This window comes from Rhodococcus sp. NPDC047139 (assembly GCF_040643435.1).
GTDB lineage: Bacteria > Actinomycetota > Actinomycetes > Mycobacteriales > Mycobacteriaceae > Rhodococcus.
In genome coordinates this window covers 357824-373427 of sequence record NZ_JBEYUH010000003.1, presented here as the reverse complement: position 1 = coordinate 373427, position 15604 = coordinate 357824, and the positions used below count along the sequence as shown (strand labels likewise).

General features: G+C 66.6%; 14 protein-coding genes. 7 read left to right on the top strand and 7 right to left on the bottom strand.

What is annotated here, in order from left to right:
• Positions 1-17: 17 nt before the first annotated feature.
• Positions 18-488, bottom strand: coding sequence for a MarR family transcriptional regulator (locus ABZ789_RS05645; RefSeq protein WP_358420138.1), 471 nt, complete (start codon positions 486-488; stop codon positions 18-20).
• A gap of 118 nt (positions 489-606) precedes the next feature.
• Here ABZ789_RS05645 and ABZ789_RS05640 point away from each other — a divergent pair, with 118 nt between their 5' ends.
• Positions 607-1593 (top strand): NAD(P)H-quinone oxidoreductase, encoded by a 987-nt coding sequence (locus tag ABZ789_RS05640; RefSeq protein WP_358420135.1) that lies wholly within the window; start codon positions 607-609, stop codon positions 1591-1593.
• Here the strand turns inward: ABZ789_RS05640 and ABZ789_RS05635 are convergent.
• Entirely contained in the window at positions 1590-2789 is a 1200-nt protein-coding gene (locus ABZ789_RS05635; RefSeq protein ID WP_358420133.1) for a cysteine desulfurase-like protein, read from the bottom strand. The two genes, ABZ789_RS05640 and ABZ789_RS05635, sit on opposite strands and share 4 nt — an antisense overlap.
• Before the next feature lie 145 nt (positions 2790-2934).
• Here ABZ789_RS05635 and ABZ789_RS05630 point away from each other — a divergent pair, with 145 nt between their 5' ends.
• The 3 genes from ABZ789_RS05630 to ABZ789_RS05620 all read left to right on the top strand — a co-directional run bounded on the left by ABZ789_RS05630 (position 2935) and on the right by ABZ789_RS05620 (position 5335).
• Positions 2935-3522 carry a bacterial proteasome activator family protein gene (locus ABZ789_RS05630; RefSeq protein ID WP_358420130.1) on the top strand — a complete coding sequence of 196 codons (588 nt, stop codon included), beginning with the start codon at positions 2935-2937 and terminating at the stop codon, positions 3520-3522.
• An 81-nt stretch (positions 3523-3603) separates the two neighbouring features.
• Positions 3604-4452, top strand: a complete 849-nt coding sequence (locus ABZ789_RS05625; RefSeq protein WP_358420127.1) for an ABC transporter ATP-binding protein — start codon at positions 3604-3606, stop codon at positions 4450-4452.
• Positions 4445-5335, top strand: coding sequence for a glycosyltransferase family 2 protein (locus ABZ789_RS05620; RefSeq protein WP_358420124.1), 891 nt, complete (start codon positions 4445-4447; stop codon positions 5333-5335). The genes ABZ789_RS05625 and ABZ789_RS05620 overlap by 8 nt, the downstream gene beginning before the upstream one ends.
• 70 nt (positions 5336-5405) lie before the next feature.
• On the opposite strand, the gene ABZ789_RS05615 is transcribed toward ABZ789_RS05620, so the two are convergent.
• The gene (locus ABZ789_RS05615) at positions 5406-5819 is read right to left on the bottom strand and encodes a hypothetical protein (protein WP_358420121.1); all 414 of its coding nucleotides are present in this window, start codon (positions 5817-5819) and stop codon (positions 5406-5408) included.
• Positions 5820-6077: 258 nt separating this feature from the next.
• Here ABZ789_RS05615 and ABZ789_RS05610 point away from each other — a divergent pair, with 258 nt between their 5' ends.
• Both ABZ789_RS05610 and ABZ789_RS05605 read left to right on the top strand, forming a co-directional pair.
• A complete protein-coding gene (locus ABZ789_RS05610; protein WP_358420118.1) occupies positions 6078-7859 on the top strand; it encodes a long-chain fatty acid--CoA ligase in 1782 nt (593 codons plus the stop codon).
• A 174-nt stretch (positions 7860-8033) separates the two neighbouring features.
• Complete coding sequence (locus tag ABZ789_RS05605; RefSeq protein ID WP_358420115.1) at positions 8034-8453, top strand: DUF732 domain-containing protein; 420 nt, start codon at positions 8034-8036, stop codon at positions 8451-8453.
• Between the two features lie 7 nt (positions 8454-8460).
• Here ABZ789_RS05605 and ABZ789_RS05600 read toward each other — a convergent pair whose 3' ends face one another.
• The 3 genes from ABZ789_RS05600 to ABZ789_RS05590 form a co-directional block, all read right to left on the bottom strand.
• Complete coding sequence (locus ABZ789_RS05600; protein ID WP_358420112.1) at positions 8461-10809, bottom strand: response regulator; 2349 nt, start codon at positions 10807-10809, stop codon at positions 8461-8463.
• 348 nt (positions 10810-11157) lie between these two features.
• The gene (locus ABZ789_RS05595; RefSeq protein WP_358420240.1) at positions 11158-11805 is read right to left on the bottom strand and encodes a TRIC cation channel family protein; all 648 of its coding nucleotides are present in this window, start codon (positions 11803-11805) and stop codon (positions 11158-11160) included.
• A gap of 21 nt (positions 11806-11826) precedes the next feature.
• Positions 11827-13074 carry an amidohydrolase gene (locus tag ABZ789_RS05590; RefSeq protein WP_358420109.1) on the bottom strand — a complete coding sequence of 416 codons (1248 nt, stop codon included), beginning with the start codon at positions 13072-13074 and terminating at the stop codon, positions 11827-11829.
• Between the two features lie 185 nt (positions 13075-13259).
• Between ABZ789_RS05590 and ABZ789_RS05585 the strand changes: the two genes are divergently transcribed.
• Positions 13260-14108 (top strand): ABC transporter permease, encoded by an 849-nt coding sequence (locus ABZ789_RS05585; protein ID WP_358420107.1) that lies wholly within the window; start codon positions 13260-13262, stop codon positions 14106-14108.
• On the opposite strand, the gene ABZ789_RS05580 is transcribed toward ABZ789_RS05585, so the two are convergent.
• Complete coding sequence (locus ABZ789_RS05580) at positions 14096-15601, bottom strand: glycosyltransferase family 39 protein (RefSeq protein ID WP_358420104.1); 1506 nt, start codon at positions 15599-15601, stop codon at positions 14096-14098. The genes ABZ789_RS05585 and ABZ789_RS05580 overlap by 13 nt on opposite strands.
• Between the last annotated feature and the right edge of the window lie 3 nt (positions 15602-15604).

Sequence of the window (15604 nt, the reverse complement as noted above, 5' to 3'; positions counted from 1 at the left end):
CTAACCGATTCGCGGTCTCAGCGATCGCCGAGCGTCTGCTCGACGCGCGTGAACACGCGAGCCAACATGTCGAGTTCGTCCGCAGACAGCAGGTCGATGAGGTGAGCCCGTACGTCGTCGACGTGGGTCGGGGCCGCCTCGCGCAGTCGTCGCCTGCCTTCGTCGGTGATGGTGGCGAGCACACCGCGGCCGTCGTCGGGGCACGAGCCGCGCACGACCATCCCTTCCTGCTCCATCCGCCGGATCTGGTGGGTGAGACGGCTACGGGAAGAGAGCACGCCGTCCGCGAGGTCGCTCATGCGCAGTGCGCCGTGGGGCGCTTCGGTGAGCATGACCAGGATCCGATATTCCGCCAACGACAATCGATGCCGATCGTTCAGCGAACGATTGAGGGCGCTCATGAGGCGGTTGTTGCCGTCCATGTAAAGGCGCCAGGCCTCCTGCTCCTTTGCGGTCAGCCACTTCGGTTCGTCGCGTTCGCCAGTCACCCCGGGAAGTCTATGCAGACTCTTCGAATGCGTTACTCCTCGGTAGTTCGGAGCCCGGGCGTGGACACGACCGGAGTGACCGCCCCCTCCCTGTACCGCACGCGATAGCGTCCAACACATGTATGCAATCGTCGCCACCGAGCCCGGTGGTCCTGAAGTTCTCCGGTGGACCGAGCAACCCGACCCGGACCTCGCTCCCGGTCACGTACTTCTCGATGTCGCGGCGACAGCGGTGAACCGCGCCGACCTGCTGCAACGACGGGGACTGTATCCGCCACCGCCCGGCGCCAGCGAGATCCTGGGCCTCGAATGCTCCGGTGTGATCTCCGACCTCGGCGACGGTGTGACCGGCTGGAAGATCGGCGATCGTGTCTGCGCCCTGCTCAGCGGCGGCGGCTACGCCGAGAAGGTCGCCGTGCCCGCCTCCCAGTTGCTGCCGGTGCCCAAGGGCATCGATCTCGCGGTCGCCGCATCACTTCCCGAGATCGCGTGCACCGTATGGTCCAACGTCGTGATGACGGCCGGCCTGACCCGCGGCGAGGTCCTGCTCGTCCACGGTGGCGGCGGCGGGATCGGAACACACGCCATCCAGGTGGGTAAGGCGCTCGGCGCGAAGGTGGCGGTCACCGCCTCGGCCGGCAAACTCGACAGGTGCCGCGAACTGGGCGCCGACCTGGCGATCGACTATCGCGAGCAGGACTTCGTCACCGAGGTCCGCAACGCTTTCGGCGGCGCCGACGTGGTGCTCGACAACATGGGCGCGAAATACCTGTCCCGGAACATCGACGTTCTCGCTCCCGATGGGCGTCTGGTCGTCATCGGCATGCAGGGCGGCACCAAGGGCGAACTGCACCTGGGCAAGCTCCTCGCCAAGCGCGGCCACGTCATCGCGACCGGTCTGCGCGGCCGACCCGACTCGGGGCCCTCGGGCAAGAGCGCGATCATCGACTCCGTGCGCGCGGGCCTGTGGCCGCTCATCGAGGAAGCGAAGGTTCATCCCGTCGTGCACGCCGAACTTCCCATCACCGAGGCCGCGCGGGCACACGAACTGCTCGACAGTCCCGAAACGGTCGGAAAGGTGGTGCTGCGGATCGACCGCGGCTAGAGGTTGCGAAGCTCCCGGACGAGCTGATCCACCTCGAAGCTCGTGGTGTAGGGGGCGAGGCCGATGCTCACTGCTCCCCCTTCGTCGCTGACGCCGAGGGAATCGAGGAGCCGGCTCGATCCGCGCACACTCGCCACCGTCGCGATGCGGCGGTCGGCGAGATGCGCGGCGACCTTCTCGGCCGGCACACCGTCGACGGTGAAGCTCAGCGTCGGGACACGGCTCGACGCGCGGCCGAGCACGATCACCCCGGTGAGGCTGTCGAGCTGCCGCATCAGGCGGTCGAACAGCACGTCCTGGTGGTTCTGCATCGAGCTGATCGAGACGTCGAGACGCTCGCGACGCGACCCGGTGGCGTCGTCGTCGAGGGATGCGAGGAAGTCGATGGATGCCGGCACCCCGGCGAGCAGACCGAACTGGTGGCCGCCCACTTCGAGGCGCTCGGCTCCACGCGCATGCGGGTTCAGCGACACCGCGGGCACCCGCTCGAGATGCGCGGGATCACTGAAGACGAGTGCGCCGATCTGCGGTCCGCCCCACGCGGCGATGTCGACGGTGAGGACGTCGGCTCCGAGATCTGAGACGTCGATGTGGGCGTAAGGGGCTGCACCGGCCGCATCGACGACCATGAGGCCACCCACTTCGTGGACGAGATCGGCGACGGCGCGCACGTCGGGCGCAGTGCCCACGATCGAGGAGGCCGCGGTGAGCGCCACGAGCCGGGTGGTCGGGGTGATGAGTTCCTCGTACTGCCAGGTGGGCAGTTCGCACGTCTCGATCTCCACCTCCGCCCACCGCACCTGCGCGCCGTAGCGGCTGGCGACCCGCAGCCACGGAGCGATGTTCGCTTCGTCGTCGAGTCGCGACAAGACCATGCCGGTGCCGAGTCCGAGGCGGGAGCTGAGCGCTTCGGCGAGCCAGGCGAGCAGCACCGCGTGGCTCGGGCCGAGGACGACCCCGGCCGGGTCTGCGCCCACCAGCTCCGCAATCGCGATGCGCGCATCCTCGAGAATCGCAGCACTTCGACGCGACGACAGGTGCCGTCCCGTCGCGGAGGCAGCCGAGTTCCTGAAAGCGGTGGACACGGTGCGTGACACCACGTCGGGGATCTGCATTCCGGCCCGCTGATCGAGGTGGATCCAACCGTCGCCGAGCGAGGGGATCAGCCCCCGGATCCGGGCAACGTCGTAAGCCATGGCAGACACTCTAGGTCCCCGCTGCAACAGTGATGTGGCGTGCCCGCATGTACCAGGCCTCTCGGTAGGCTCGATCGGGTACCCGTAATCCCGAGGAACCAGGGGCCACCGGGCGCCCTGGGGTGGCAAAGGGAAGAATGAAGCCATGACGCATCCGGACAACGACCAGGTTCTCGTAATCGGCCCCGACGGCCGGCCCGTCCGTGTCTCACGGGAGGAGGCGGCTCGTGTCGAAGCCGACACCGACGCGGACGGCAAAGCAGAAGCCGAGGGTGGAAGCGAATCACTGACCGACATGGTCGAGCAGCCGGCGAAGGTCATGCGGATCGGCACCATGATCAAACAGCTCCTCGAGGAAGTGAAAGCTGCGCCGCTCGACGACGCCAGCCGCACCCGGCTCAAGGACATCCACCTGTCGTCCATCCGTGAGCTCGGTCAGGGACTCGCCCCGGATCTCCGCGAAGAACTCGAGCGACTCGCCTTGCCGTTCAACGAGGAGTCCGTGCCGTCCGACGCGGAGCTGCGCATCGCGCAGGCGCAGCTCGTGGGCTGGCTCGAGGGTCTGTTCCACGGCATCCAGACCGCCCTGTTCGCCCAGCAGATGGCGGCTCGCGCTCAGCTCGAACAGATGCGTCAGGGTGCCCTGCCGCCGGGCGTCGTCCAGGGCGGTCGGGGTCCCCACGATCAGCCCCTTCCGAGTCAGACCCAGCCCGGCACCGGTCAGTACCTGTAGTCCCGAAGGGGGTACGCCCGGGACTTCGGTACCACTGCGACGGGTACGCTCGGGTCCCGTGTCAGCGTCTGGAGCAGCAACGTGAGTCGGGTCAGCATCGAAACGCGCGGCGCCTGCGTCGACTTTCCCATCTTCGACGCCAAGACCCGGTCCCTGAAGAAGGCGTTCCTGGGCAAGGCGGGTGGAGCGATCGGCCGCAACAACTCCGACGTCGTGGTCGTCGAGGCTCTGCGCGACATCACGATGTCGCTGAAGGAAGGCGATCGCGTCGGCCTCGTCGGCCATAACGGTGCCGGCAAGTCCACGCTGCTGCGTCTACTCTCGGGAATCTACGAACCCACGCGTGGCTCCGCGAGGGTGAAAGGCCGCGTCGCGCCGGTCTTCGACCTCGGCGTCGGCATGGACCCGGAGATCTCCGGCTACGAGAACATCATCATCCGCGGCATGTTCCTCGGGATGAGCCGCAAGCAGATGCTGGGCAAGGTCGACGAGATCGCCGAGTTCACCGAGCTGGGCGACTACCTCAACATGCCGCTGCGCACGTACTCGACCGGTATGCGTGTTCGTGTCGCGCTCGGCGTGGTCACCAGCATCGACCCCGAGATCCTGCTGCTCGACGAAGGCATCGGCGCCGTCGACGCGGAGTTCATGAAGAAGGCCCGCGTGCGCCTGCAGGATCTCGTCGCGCGCTCGGGCATCCTCGTGTTCGCCAGCCATTCCAACGAGTTCCTCGCGCAGCTGTGCGACCAGGCGATGTGGATCGATCACGGGCAGATCCGCGAGCAGGGCGACATCGAGCACGTGGTCCGCGCGTACGAAGGCGACGAAGCGGGCGACCACGTGCGCACGATCCTCCACGAGCTGGAGCGCGAGCGGAACACGAAAGCCGGTTCCGACACCGCCGCCTCGGCAGGTACGAACGGTGGCTGACGAACGGATCATCGGCGTCGTCGTGACGCATCGCCGTCGTGAACTGCTGGCCGACTCCTTGAAAGTACTTGCCTCGCAGTCCCGCCCGCTCGACCACCTCGTAGTGGTCGACAACGGCGACGAAGAGGCGGTCCGTGAGCTCGTCGAGGCGGTGGACCTGCCCACGAGCTATCTCGGGTCGAAGCACAATCTCGGTGGTGCGGGCGGCTTCGCTCTCGGCATCCTGTACGCCTTGTCGCTGGGAGCCGATCGTGTATGGCTCGCCGACGACGACGGCCGTCCCGAAGGCCCGGACGTCCTCGCCACACTGCTCGACTGCGCTCGGCGCAACGGCTTGGCCGAGGTGTCGCCCGTCGTGTGCGACATCGCGCAGCCCGACCGCCTCGCCTTCCCCCTGCGACGCGGCGTCGTGTGGCGTCGGTGGCGCCACGAACTCGGCGACGAAGACCTGTTGCCCGGCATCGCCTCGCTCTTCAACGGCGCGCTCTTCACGGCGGCGGCGATCGAGTCGGTGGGTGTCCCCGACCTGCGGTTGTTCGTCCGAGGCGACGAGGTCGAGGTACACCGGCGTCTCGTGCGCTCGGGGCTGCCGTTCGGCACGTGCCTGCAGACGGCATATCTGCATCCCGACGGATCCGACGAGTTCAAGCCGATCCTCGGCGGCCGGATGCACACGCAGTATCCGGACAACGACACCAAACGCTTCTTCACCTACCGCAATCGCGGCTACCTCCTGTCGCAGCCGGGCCTGCGCCGACTGTTGCCGCAGGAATGGGTTCGCTTCGGTTGGTACTTCCTCGTCACCCGCCGCGACCCGGCAGGACTGCGCGAATGGATCCGGCTGCGCAAACTCGGCCGCGAGGAGAAGTTCGAGCGGCCCTGACGTCACTGTCACCCGGATAGGACCTTCTCGAATCCCTACCTCCCAGCCTCTTCGACGCGAGGTATCGGGCTCAGTTCCTCGCGGCGACGATGATGGCGTGGATGATCCACACGGGCAGCCACGCTCCGCAGGTGATCGCGGTGAGCACCAGGTGCAGAAGGTGCGGGCAGTCGGCACGCTTGACGTTGTTGACCGTGACCTGCTGAACGGGCGCGTACGGCTGCGGAGGCGGATAGGGATAGGCCGGCTGCTGGGAGAAGTTCGGCTGTTGCTGCTCGTACAGTCTCCGCTGCTGATCTGCGAGCCGTCGCTGCTGTTCGTCGTGGGCCAGATGCCGATGATGTTCTTCCAGACGACGCGCGTGTTCCTCGCGTTCGTGGTGCTCTCTCCACGCGCGCAGACGGTTCAATTCCTCGAGTTCGCCGGGTTCCAGAGCGCGTTGGAATTTTGGACTCGGGTCCCGATTCCCCAGGGGATCGGTCATCAGTGGTCTCCTTCGAGTTCGCGATTTCCGCCGTAGAACAATCGGCACAAGGCGCGTCATTTGCCCGCTTTGCGGACTTTGCGTATTCGATCACTTGCGAATCGACCCGGTGCCACGACTCGTTACACCGCCGAACCCAGGGGACGGCCCGGCTCCGATGTGGTCAGGGGCGGACGGCAGGACACAATCCGGCAAATCCGACCACGCGCGTTGCCACTTCGCCTTACGCTGTCGCCACACTCGACCTCTGGAGTAGTGATGACCCCTCGTGCCACCACCCCGTCGACCCTCTGCGAAGCCTTTCAGACCACTGCCGCGGCCTATCCCGACAAGGTCGCACTGCGCACCCCCGACGATTCCGTCCGCTACACCTGGCGTCAGTACGCCGAACGCGTCGCCCGTCTCGCTGCAGGTCTCGCCGGACTCGGCGTGAGCCGAGGAGACACCGTCGGGATCATGCTCACCAATCGGCCCGAATTCCATCTCGTCGATACTGCGGCGATCCACCTCGGTGCCGTGCCGTTCTCGATCTACAACTCGCTGACCGCCGAACAGATCTCGTACGTGCTCGGCAACGCCGGGAACCGCGTGATGATCACCGAGGAGCAATTCGTTCCCGTCCTGCGGCAGGCGATCGGCGACACGAAGGTCGAGCACCTCGTGTGCGTCGACGGCAAACCCGAAGGCGTAATGTCCCTCGACGATCTCGAAGCCGCCGCCGACCCGGCGTTCGACTTCGACGCTTCCTGGAAGGCTGTGCAACCCTCCGACCTGCTGACCCTCATCTACACCTCCGGTACCACCGGGCCGCCGAAGGGGGTCGAACTCACCCACGCCAACCTGCTGGCCGAACTGGCGGCGACAACCACCTATCTGCCTACCGGACCGGACGACCGGATCCTGTCGTACCTACCCGACGCCCACATAGCCAACCGCTGGGGTTCGCACTACTCGAGTCTCTACAGCGGCATGCAGATCACCACGCTCGACGACCTCAAACAGGCCATCGCGGTGCTGCCCGGCCTCCGTCCCACGCTGTTCGGCGCCGTCCCGCAGGTTTGGTACAAGCTCAAGGCCGCGATCGACAAGACCCTCGCCGAAGAGTCCAGCCCCGTCAAGAAGAAGCTCGCGCTGTGGGCGATCGATGTCGGGCGTAAGCGAGCGCGACTGCAGTCCGACGGTAAACCCGTGCCACGCACGCTCGAAATCCAGCACGCGGTGGCCGACCGGCTGGTGCTGTCCGCGATTCGCGGCAAGCTCGGACTCGACGAGGTGCGCGCGGCCGTCACCGGCGCAGCGGCAATCTCACCAGAAGTGCTCGAATTCGTTTTGGCACTGGGAATTCCATGCTCGGAAGTGTGGGGAATGTCGGAAACCTCGTGCGTTGTCACGATGAACAGGCCGGGCGCCATCCGTATCGGCACCGTCGGGCAGGCCGTACCCTGCGCGACCATCAAGGTGGCCGACGACGGCGAACTGCTCGTCTCCGGACCGCTGCTCATGAAGGGTTACCGCAACGATCCCGACAAGACCTCGGAAGCAATCGATTCCGACGGGTGGCTGCACACGGGCGATATCGGTGAGATCGATGCGGACGGCTATGTCCGGCTGATCGACCGGAAGAAGGAGATCATCGTCAACGCGGCGGGGAAGAACATGTCGCCCGCCAACATCGAAGGTGCGTTGCGCGCTGCCTGCCCGATGCTCGGCGGCGCCGTCACCATCGGCAACGACCGTCCGTACAACGTCGCATTGCTCGCGCTCGACCCCGACGCCCTGGCCGTTTTCGCAGAACAACACGGGCTGAGCGGTAGCCACGAGGAGCTCGCGCAGAATCCTGTGGTCCTCGACTCGATCGCCAAGTCGGTGGAGGAGGCGAACAGCAAACTGTCGCGGGTCGAGCAGATCAAGAAGTACACGGTGCTGACGTCGGTCTGGGAACCCTCGGGCGACGAACTGACCCCGACGATGAAGCTCAAGCGCAAGCCGATCGACGCGAAGTACGCGGAGGAGATCGACAAGCTGTACGCCGACGCCTGACCCGATTCGTCGCCGCACTCTCGCCGAGCACCCCTGCACGGTCCTGCACCCGGATGTGCATAATGCACGGGACCGTTCAGGGGGAACGGCCGGCTCGACAGGGGGACAGCCGTGAACGACTGCGCCTGCGTCCCACATCGACCCGCAGCTCGACGGAAAGAGAATGCGTTGACGATGCGTACGTTCGTTTCGATCGCCCTCTCGGGCATGACGGTGGTTGCCCTGGCAGCCTGCGGCAGCAGCGCCTCGAGCGAGGGCGGGGAGGACGTCTACCTCGCCCGTCTCGGAGAGGCCGGGATCGACACCGGTGACCGCGATGCCGTGCTCGAAGTGGGTGAGAAGACCTGCGACCAACTCCAGGAGAACGCCGACAACACCGGCGAGGACGCGGCTGCGACGGATCTGGTCGTCGGCTTCACCGGGCCCTCCCGCGACGCCGGTTACGACGCCCTCGACGCGGTGACGATCAGCGTGGCGAGCGTGACGAGCCTGTGCCCGGATCTCCTGGGAGAAGACGCCTCCCGGGAGATCCAGAAGCAGTGGGACCAATTCGTGACCGGACGGAACACCTTGTCGGACTCACTCGGCGGTTGAGCGGGTCCTACCGCCGAGAATCCGTGAGCGAGGCGGTGTAATCCCCGACGATCTGCTCGGCGATGTCGCGCACCTTGACGTTACGGTGCTGAGAGAAGGCCACCAGCTTTTCGAAGGCGGTGTCGGCATCGCACTCGAAGGTGGCCATCATCAGCCCCACTGCTCTGCCGAGCGTCGAGCGCGTCTCCAATGCTGTTCGAAGCTGGTCGGATTCACGTTCGCTAGCCGCCAGAATCTGCTCACGCAGCCACGACAGCTCGAGGTTCACACGGATGCGAGCGACGAGCTCGTCGGGGTGAAAAGGTTTGGTGATGTAGTCGTCGGCGCCGGTGCGCAGACCACCGATCGCGGCTTCCGCACCGGCCCTGGCCGTGAGGAGGATGACCGGCAGCCGAGACATCGCGGGGTCCCTGCGGATCTCCCCGAGCAGCGCCACGCCGTCCCGGCCGGGGAGCATGATGTCGCTCAGAACGAGATGCGGGAGCCGCGACCGGAGTCGCTCGAGCGCGGTATCGCTGTCCGCCACCGCGTCCACGTGCCAGTTCTCCCGACGCAACAACTGCGTCAGGTAGTCACGCATGTCGGCGTTGTCCTCGATCACCAGGATCCGCGGCACCGACTCCGCGTCCTCGTCCTGTGGAGACGGCCCGCCGTGGGGGACGGTGTCCCTACCCCACTGGTCGGCTTCGCTCACGTACGGAGCGCTCAGATCCACCGGCACCGTTCCCGCCGAGGATTCCGACCCCGGACCGACGATGCGGGGAACGGACACAGTGAAAGTACTGCCTTGCCCGACCTCACTGGCCACGGTCACCGTCCCGTCGAGCGCTTCGACCCAGTCCGAGACGAGGGACAGGCCCAGCCCGATCCCTTCCTCACTGCGCCCGCCGTCTCGCTCGATGCGATGGAACCGGTGGAAGACGCGATCGAGTTCCGCCTCCGGTATGCCCAAGCCCGTGTCGACGACCTTCAGCACCAGTCGATCGTCCTCCACGTCCAATTCCACATCGATGGATCCGGCAGGGGTGTACTTGACGGCATTCGAGAGCAGATTGAGGACGATATGGGCCCACAGCTGGGGATCGAGCTGGATCGGCTCCGCTGCAGCATCCGAGACCCGGCAGGTCAGAGCGAGGCCCGCGCGGTGCGCCGCATCGGCGAACAGGTCCACACATTCGGCTGTGAGCGCCGCCGGATCGGTCGGCTGCAGGTCCTTGTTCGACGCATCGGCTTCCACACGGGTCACCTCGAGCAACGCGTCGACAAGTCGTTGCAGCCTGAGTGCGGCCCGCTGGGCGGCTTCCAGCGTGTGCCTCTGAGCCTCGGTCAATGCCGTGGCCTCGCCGAGCACACTCTGCAGCGGACCGAGAAGCAGCGTCAGCGGTGTGCGGAACTCGTGGCTGATCGATTCGAGGAAACGAGTCTTGGCTGCGTCCAGTGCTGCGAATGCATCGGCTCGGCGGCGCTCGGCGTCCATTGCCTCCGCATCCCGCAGCAGACCCGAGATCTTGGTGGCGACGAGGTCGACGAAGTCGGCATAGGCAGCGTCGAACACCCGATAGGCGCTCAGACCAATCGCGAGAACGCCGAACGGAGCTTCGCGTCCGGGAGCCTTCAACGGTGCGAGCAGGATTCGGTCGACCGGATGATCGCCGAGGGCTCGCTGCGGGTCGAGCAGATCGGGGCACCGCTCGGCGACGCCGGAGACGATGATCGGTTCGGATTCCGTGACCGCTCTCGTCAGCAGAACGTCCCGGTCCGGTCCGAGAAGGGAGTCCGACGCGTTCGGCCTTGTTCCGAGCGATGCGGACTGTGTCCAGGCCCGTCGAGGCTTGCCGGGGTCCACCACCCGTGTGTCGAGGAAGATCGCCGCCAAGGGGATATCCGCGTAACTCGGAGCGAGGACATCCAGCGCGGAACGACAAGTATCGGTCACGGATGCTCCCGAATCGGTGATCGCCACCGTCCCCAGACAACTCAGCGCCTCCAACCGACGCTCACCGAGTATCTGCGCCGTGACGTCGCTGGTCGCTACGAACACCCCTGCCACCTTGCCGGACTCGTCGCGGATCGGACTGTAGGAGAAGGTCCAGTAGGTCTCCTCCACATATCCGTGACGCTGCATGAACAGCAGTTCTTTCTCGGCGAAGGTCGCGGTGCCGCCCATCGCCCGTTCGACGCGAGAACCGACTTCGTCCCACACTTCGGGCCAGCATTCGGGGGCCGGTTGAGCAACCGCCGCGGGATACTTGTCGCCGAGAACGGGGATGATCGCGTCGTTGAAGATCTGCACCAGCTGCGGCCCCCACCACAACAGCATCGGCACTTCCGAGGGCAACACCGTTCGTACTGCCATGCGTAACTCCGCCGGCCAGGACTCGACCGGCCCCAAGGGAGTGGCCGACCAGTCGGTGTTCCGGAATCGTTCTCGGCTCTCTCCCGGTCCCGCGAACAAGCGATCCGCCGACCAGGCCTCTTCCGAATCAGCTGTCGCCGCCATCCCCTCGCCCCTGTCTCCGGCACCCGAGCACACACACAAGTGGCATTCTCCCCCGAGATCGTGCGGACCGAGACATAAGGAAGACATACGACGAACGAATACGTACGAGGACGAGTTGTGTGGATGCGGCCCCGCAATCCGGGGCTGGATCCACTCAAGTCCCCATGCAACGAGCGCGAGGAGCGACAGCAACACCGTCCTCGATCACGTCTGCTTCGGTCGATCGGGGTCGTCGAACCCGCGCGGCCCGGGTGCATTGAGACCGTAGCGAACTCCCACCATCCGGATCGTGAAGCACAGCGCCGCGGCGGCGAGCGCCGGCAGCAGGGTCGGTATGTCGAGGCTCGCGCAGACGACGATGACGCTCGCCGCGACCATCGCCGGAATGGCGTAGAGATCACTGTTCAACACCACAGGAACGCGCCGGATCAGCACGTCGCGCAATGTGCCGCCACCGACGCCGGTGATCGTGCCGAGGATGATCGCCTGCACCGGGCCGAGGCCGAAGTCGAGTGCCTTCACCGCTCCGGTGACGGCGAACAGGCTCAGGCCCGCCGCGTCGAACATTGTGATGGGTGCGGACAGACGCTCGAGTTTGCGGGCGAAGAACGCGAGGAGACTGCCGGCCGCGGCAACGGCGAGATATCGCCAGTCACTGAACGTCGCGGGTGGCAGGTCGTCGATGAGGATGTCGCGGATGATGCCGCCGCCCAGCGCTGTGATCATTCCGAGCGTCACGACCCCGACGATGTCGATCCGGATGACGCGGACGGCGGTGAGCGCTCCGTTGAGCGCGAACGCGAACGTGCCGAGCAGGTCGAGCGCGAGCAGCAACGTACTCTGCGCGTTCAGGTCCACGCGTCCCCCCGTCCGTCATGCCTCGTCGAAGAATGTCAGCGCCGCGACGACCAGCGCAGCCGTTCCGGTGTCGAGGGTGGGCTGGATCGGCGGCGCGAACTTCGCCGAGTGGTTGACCGGCACATCGTCGGCAACGCGTCCTTCGGTTTCGGCCTGCCGATAGAGATCGGGATCGGTCCCGCCGATCCCCCAGTAGGTATACGGGATGCCGAGGGCACGCGGGATGTCGCTGAAGTCCTCGCTCGCTGTCAGCAGCGGAAGTTCGCCGGCGTCCTCCCCGAAGTGGTGATCGAATGCGGCCGCCACACGCTCGGTGACCGCAGGGTCGTTGTCGGTCATCGGGTACTGGTCGAGCAACTCGAATTCGGGAGGTCGCGGCGAGCGGGAAGCGTCGCATTCGGCGACGACGATCCGCTTCACCGCGGCGAGAATCGCGCGCCTGGTGTCCTCGTCGTAGGTGCGGATGTTGAGCAAGATCGTCGCCCTGTCCGGGATGACGTTGCTCTTCGTTCCGGCCTGGACACTGCCGACGGTGAGCACGACCGGCTCCCCAGGTTGCGTCTCGCGGGCGATGATCGTCTGCAATCTGACGACGATCATCGCGGCGAGTACGACCGGGTCGATACCGGCCTGCGGCATCGACCCGTGTGCGCCTCGGCCGTGGACGGTGATTCGCATGCTGTCCGCGGCCGAGAGGGTCGGGCCACTGCGCGTACCGACGAGGCCGGCAGGGAAGGCGAGCACATGCTGGCACAACGCCACATCGGCCTTCCCGGCGATCTCGGCGAGCCCGTCGTCCACCATGCGCTGAGCGCCGTCCGCGACCTCTTCCCCGGGCTGGAACACCGCGACGAGCCTGCCCCGCCACTGTTCGGTGGACCGGGCCAGCAGTTCCACCGCACCGACCAGGCATGCGACGTGCACGTCGTGGCCGCACGCGTGCATCACGGGAGTCTCGTTTCCGGCCGCGTCCGTCGCCGTCGCCGCGCTGGCGTAGTCCAGGCCCGTCTCCTCCCGGACCGGCAGGGCATCCATATCAGCACGCAGCAGCACCCCCGGGCCGTCACCGTTCTGCAGGACACCGACGACGCCAGTGCCACCCACATGGGTGTGCACCTCGCATCCTGCGGCGTGCAATCGCTCGACGACCTCGGCCGCGGTGCGCGTCTCCCGATGCGACAACTCCGGATGGGCGTGCAGGTCGCGGTACAAGTTCTCCTGATTCGCGCGGATCTCGTCCAACTGCTGCAGGACCGACGCCATGAGTCCTCCCGATACTCGGTGCGATCGACGGCACGATCCGGATACCGCACAGGACCGGTCTCGACACTCCGTGCACTTCTCGTCGAGAAGTTTGCGCAGAATCGACCGGATCTGCGCACCCGCCGAGGTCCCGCTCACCCCGCGCCCGCACAGAGCAATTTCCGGCGCGGGTAGGCTCGGGATCCGTGTCTGATGCCCTCACCGTCGACGACGAACCCATCGAGTCGTCCTCACGCTCGTTCCGGCGCGCGTTCCAGGATCTGCGCGAAGGCTTCAACCACCGTGAACTGTGGTTGCTGCTCGGCTGGCAGGACATCAAACAGCGCTACCGGCGGTCGGTCCTCGGGCCGATCTGGATCACCATTGCGACGGGTGTCACGGCGATCGCAATGGGTGTGCTGTACGGCACCCTGTTCAACCTCGACGTGCCCGAATTCCTCCCGTACGTCGCGCTCGGCTTCATCATCTGGAACCTGATCCAGGGGTCGATCCTCGAGGGCGCGGACGTGTTCATGTCCAACGAGGGCCTGATCAAACAGCTGCCCACGCCGCTGAGCGTGCACGTCTACCGACTGGTGTGGCGGCAGATGATCCTGTTCGCGCACAACATCGTCATCTACATCGGCATCCTCATCGTCTTCCCCCGCCAGCTGCACTGGACGGCGCTCGCGGCGATCCCCGCCCTCGCACTGATCGCCATCAACGCCGTGTGGGTGTCACTGGTCTTCGGCATCCTCGCGACCCGGTACCGCGACATCGCCCCGCTGCTCAGCAGCATCGTCCAGCTGCTGTTCTTCATGACGCCGATCATCTGGACGGAGAAGACCCTCGAGGGCACCGGCAACGAGGACCGGGCGCGGATCGCCGAGATCAACCCGCTCTACCACTTCCTCGACATCGTGCGGACACCGCTGCTCGGCGGCGACCAGCAGCTCTACCACTGGGTCATCGTCCTGATCATCACCGTCGTCGGCTGGGGTATCGCCCTGCTCGCGATGCGCAACTACCGCTCACGCGTCGCCTACTGGGTCTGAGCCGGTTCTAGCCGGATCAGCTGGGACCGGTGGATCGGTTCCCTGTCGGTGATCCGGAAACCCGCGGACTCGAGCGCCCGGTAGGTCTCGGTGTCGGTGAACCGGTGGGGCTCGAAGCGCCACCACACGTTGTTCGGATGCCACACCCGGAAGCCGGTCTCCCGCTCCCCGTCGGCGACCACCCACAGCACCTCGCATCGCGCCGCCGCACGGTCGGCGAGTTCGGACGGCGAGGCGTCGGTCGACCACAGGTTGACGCGGTCGACGGCATCACGGCCGAGGCCCACGTCGTCGAGACCCTCCAGCGCGTCGGGCCGGGCATCCACGACCGCGCGCAGTGACGTCGGGGCCCACGAGACGCGCGGCTCGAACGCGACGCAGTCCCCGGGTTCGGAGCGTTCGATCAGCCGGTCGGCGATCGCGCTGTAATCCATCCCGCCCGGCTTGCCGAACAGTTGCCGCTGCTGCACATAGGCGGGAGCCGCCGTGACGGCGACGGCCGTGAGCACCACCAGCATCGACCACCACTGCGTGGCGACGCGGGCGGCGGCCCAGCCGACGAGCAGGACCATCGCGGGAACGGTGAACGCGAGATACCGCTCGAGGTACATGTTCTCCGCGAGGAGTGAATACACCAACAGCAAAGCCATCGGCACCGCGAAACCCGGCACCGCGAGCCACAGCAGGGTGCGCTCCCCCGGAAGCACTCCCCTGCGGGCGGCGACGATCACTCCGGCGACGGTGATCGCCGCGCAGAGTGCGGCCGTCCCCGGGGCCTGCGGGAACCACTGGTCGAGAGCGATCGTGCGGACGATCATCGAGTCGAGCGGCGGAATCCACGCCACCTGCTTCGCCTGCGAGAACGCGAGCAGCACGAACGGCGCCGAGAGCGCGATCCCCATCCCGGCGGCAAATACGAATGCGGCCCGCTCACGGGCACGAGCAGCGACGGTGACGGCGTGGGCCACCACGACCGTCGCGGCGTACACGAACATCATCGTCGCGATCGGCAGCGCGAGGGCGTAGAGCACCCACCAGCGTCGGCGGCCGGTCGTGCACGCGAGCGCGACCAGCAGCGACAGCACCGCGACCAGCGCCGCGGCGAACGCATAGGACCGCGCTTCGGTCGCCGCCCAGGTCACCCGTGGAGACAGGGCGAACAGCACTCCGGCCGCGAACCCCACGCGACGACCCGCCAGCACCTGGCCGGTCGCCGTGACGGCGGCGGCGCCCACACCCAGGGCCACCGCACCAGGAATGCGGGCGGTGAATTCGTCGACGCCCACCAGGGCGAACCAGTAGTGCAGCAGCAGGTTGTGCAGGCCGTGGACCGCATCGATCCGGGTGTGTACGCGGAGCAGGTCGTCCACCGGCCGATCTGCGGCCGAGATCGTGGCGGCTTCGTCCCACCACAGCGAGGGAACCCAGGAGAAAGCCCCCGCCACGAGCACGGTCGCAACCCCGACGAGCAGGGGAAGCGACCATGCCTTCACGGG